5 protein-coding genes are annotated in these 3,776 nt (G+C 26.0%); 1 reads left to right on the plus strand and 4 read right to left on the minus strand.

What is annotated here, in order from left to right; all coding sequences use genetic code 4:
• Positions 1-177 precede the first annotated feature (177 nt).
• Positions 178-660, plus strand: a complete 483-nt coding sequence (locus RDJ14_RS02310; protein ID WP_308149759.1) for a hypothetical protein — start codon at positions 178-180, stop codon at positions 658-660.
• A gap of 53 nt (positions 661-713) precedes the next feature.
• Here RDJ14_RS02310 and pth read toward each other — a convergent pair whose 3' ends face one another.
• The 4 genes from pth to RDJ14_RS02330 all read right to left on the minus strand — a co-directional run.
• Complete coding sequence (gene pth / locus RDJ14_RS02315; protein ID WP_308149760.1) at positions 714-1,283, minus strand: aminoacyl-tRNA hydrolase; 570 nt, start codon at positions 1,281-1,283, stop codon at positions 714-716.
• A 17-nt stretch (positions 1,284-1,300) separates the two neighbouring features.
• Positions 1,301-2,296, minus strand: a complete 996-nt coding sequence (locus RDJ14_RS02320; RefSeq protein ID WP_308149761.1) for a ribose-phosphate pyrophosphokinase — start codon at positions 2,294-2,296, stop codon at positions 1,301-1,303.
• Positions 2,297-2,392: 96 nt separating this feature from the next.
• Positions 2,393-2,953, minus strand: coding sequence for a hypothetical protein (locus RDJ14_RS02325; protein ID WP_308149762.1), 561 nt, complete (start codon positions 2,951-2,953; stop codon positions 2,393-2,395).
• On the minus strand, positions 2,901-3,776 hold an 876-nt coding region (locus RDJ14_RS02330; RefSeq protein ID WP_308149763.1), incomplete at its 5' end, for an ABC transporter permease. The genes RDJ14_RS02325 and RDJ14_RS02330, both read right to left, overlap by 53 nt.

The following is a 3,776-nucleotide window of genomic DNA, read 5'->3' on the forward strand; positions in this document are numbered from 1 at the left end:
CTATAAGAATTTTAAAATTAATTTTAGATAAGATTAACTTAGCAACTTTTAAGTATGGTACAATAAATTAAACTAAATTTATTTGATATGAGAAATATTGCTCTGTAAAAATAAATTTACACAAGATTCGGGACTTAACCAAGAGTTTGAAAATGCAAAAAAGAAGATTTTGACGAATTGTTTAGTTTTCAAAATAAATATGTAACAGAAGCAACTACTTTAATTTTAAGTTATTTATTAAAAATAAAACCAGAACAAAACCGAGAGAATCTTGTTAGTGCTCTGCAAAGTTTACAAAATAAAACCATTGATTTTTCACAAAAAAACGAATGATTTGGAAAACTCCTAAATAAACCAGAAATTCAAAAATTAAAAGAACAATTTGAGTATTATTCAAATTCAAATTTAGAAAATAATTTTCCTAGTGCTCCCACTCTTTCCTTATTTGATGACTCTATCCCTATCGCTAGCGTTCCTAAAAAAGTAGGTGATATAGAAGTTACTGAGACAATATATTTAAGTAAGGAATGAAAAGAACATGTTGAACATTATTCGAATGTTCCTACACCCAATCCTACTCCTAATGCCAGTACTTCTGAAATAGTATGAGGTATAAAAATAAAAGATGAAGAAGAAATTTTGATTCAAAAACTTATCTAAAATTTAAAGTTTTAATCTTTAATTTATAAATAACTATCAGTGTTTAGTATAAACTAAGCACTTTTTTTATTATATTTATTCATAATATCTTCAAACTTATCATTAGTAATCCAACTAATAACACTTTCTATTAAAAAATCTTCATCATTTTTAATAGTAGTAAGTTCAACTTTACTAAAATTACTTAAAACCCAATCAGCAGTATTAAAATAGGGGTTTTTACCAACACCAATTCTTAAACGTTGATAAGTTTTAATATTTGTTTCATGAAAAATACTTTTAATACCATTATGACCAGCAGCACTAAAATTTTGTTTATACTGGAATTGACCAAAATTTAAATCAACTTCATCATGAATAATTAAAACATCTTGCGGTTGAATTTTAAAATAATTCATAAATTTACTAACACATCTACCCGATAAATTCATAAAAGTTAATGGTTTTAAGAAAATAACATCTTGATTGTTAACAACTATTTTTACATATTCTCCATCAAATTTATTTTGACTAATATTAAGTTTTAAGTTTTTACAAACCATATCAACAATCATAAAACCAATATTATGACGTGTTAATTCATATTGTCGACCAGGATTTCCTAAACCAACCACTAATTTCATCTTTAACAATTCCTTTTTTATTTTTTATTAATTTTTTTAATTAGTTCATTAGTTTTATCATCGTAAACTTTAGTTAATGATTTATTATTAACAGAAGCATCAATCATTTTAGCAATAAAATCAGCAATTGAAATAACTTTTAAACCTGAAAAATTTCTTTCTGCAGTAATTTCAATAGTATTAGTAATAACTACTTCTTTGACAATATCTTCTGCAATTGCTTGTTTTAGTTTTGTTGACGCTTCACCACTAAAAATACCATGAGTCGCTAAAATATAAACTGATTTTGCCCCATGCTCTTTGATAGCTTTAGCAGCATTAATAATAGTTCCACCTGTATCAATCATATCATCAATGATGATAGCGTTTTTATCTTTAACATCACCTAAAACAAATTTAACTTCACTTTTATTAGGTTGGGAACGTCTTTTATCAATAATAGCTAAAGGTGCACTCAAGTAATTAGCTAATCTTCGAGCACGTGTTACACCACCATGGTCTGGAGATACGACTACTAAGTCAATTAAATTTTCATCTATTAAATAAGATGCTAAATCTTGCGTTGCACGTAAATCATCCACTGGTACATCAAAAAAACCTTGTTCTTGTGGTGAATGTAAATCAACTGTAATCACACGATTTACACCCGCTACAGTTAGCATGTTAGCTACTAACTTACAAGTAATAGGTTGTCTTCCACCTTGCTTACGATCTTGACGCGCATAACCAAAATAAGGAATTACAACATGAATTTTTTCAGCAGAAGCGCGAACACAAACGTCAATAAAAATTAATAGTTCCATCAAATTATCATTTGTTGGTGGTGATGTTGATTGAATAATATAAACCACCTTTCCACGAACTGAAGTTATTGCCTGAATATTAAATTCACCATCAGCAAAACGACTAACTTCTACTTTACCAGGGTTAATTCCTAATTTTTTACAAACTTCTTGTGTAAATTTTTGACTAGCACTTAAACCAAATACTACTATGTTATCTTTACTATTCATTCCATTTTCTCCTTTACTTTCTTTGTTAACAAAAAACAAAAACTTTCATAATTTCATTATACAATTTTTATTATCATTAGTACATTCAAATAAAACTTAGATAGAGTTTTTTAATCATATATTATAACTAATACCAACCATTAAAATGTAAAAAGCAAACAATCCAATTGGATTTAAAATTACTTTATTATTAGAGTAATTATTATTTAAGAAGTAATTACTATTTTTGTCACTAAAAGAAACAATAATACTGTCACTATATTTCTTATAATCACCAAAAATTTTAGCATGATGGTCAATAGTAAGAGATTGCAACATATATTGTCATTGATAACCAATGTTAAAATATTTTAGCAAACGTTCTCCTAATAAATCCTTTTTAATTTTTTTATAGTTTGTCTCTGAAATTCCTTTAATTGTTATTGCATTTAAAGTTTTAGCAAAAACAGGTAATGACATTGATGTGTAGTAACCTAATTTAAAATTAGGATTTGCTAACATAGCAAAGTAAGGTTCGTTAGATGAAACACGCATCATTTCAAAAATATGATATAAACTGATATCAGTAGTTTTTTCATCAGCATTTAAACTATTAAATTTAGGATTAGAAGCATCAAGAGTTAATTCTTTTAATACTTTTTGCTTGGTTAGGGTCAATAGCCATTTTACTAGGATCATTACCAGGAATGTTAAGAACAACATTATAAAAGTGGATAATGTTTTTATTTCAATCAGCAATCATAGTTGGATTTTTAATTAATTCTTGAATTTGATTAAAATCAGTTTTTGATAAATTATGTAAAAAATAATCATCCATTTCCGCACTTTGGGAAACATTACTATAAGTAATATCATTACTATCATAGTTACTACTAATCATACTATTAATTGTTGAATAAGAGAAAGTTAAAATACTAGCAACAACACCAATAACAATAGTTATTGCAACTAAAGTTTTACTAGTGGTAAATAGTGATATTAGCAAGGTAAGAGCAAAAAATATTATTTGTAAAAATAACATAAAGGCAATTAAAATTAAAATCTTTGGTGCTAAGGCTTTATAAGCATTAGTACCAAAAATAAATAATGATAAACTAGCAACAATATTACTATTAACAATAAATAAACCGACAACTAGTTCAAAAGCCAAAAATTTTTCAAAAAATATTTTTGTTCTATTAACTGGTTTTGAAACTAAAATTAATAATGTTCCATCTTCAATTTCATCCCGAAAAACTTGAGTTGTTTTAATGGCAATAAAAATAAATAAGATAATATCAATGAAAACTGCAAATGAAATTAAAATTCATGTGCTATAACTCTGGTCAAGAAAATCTTGAACAGTAAAATTACTTGGTAATTTACTACTAGTTAAAAATGCTGCTACTGTTAAAATTCCTGTTAGAACTACAGTACTAATAATTAATAAAATATATGATGAAGGGGATTTTAAAATTTTATTAAACGAATAATTAAAAAT

The sequence above is a fragment of the Spiroplasma sp. AdecLV25b genome, assembly GCF_030913225.1.
In the GTDB taxonomy this organism is placed as follows: Bacteria; Bacillota_I; Bacilli_A; order Mycoplasmatales; family VBWQ01; genus Spiroplasma_E.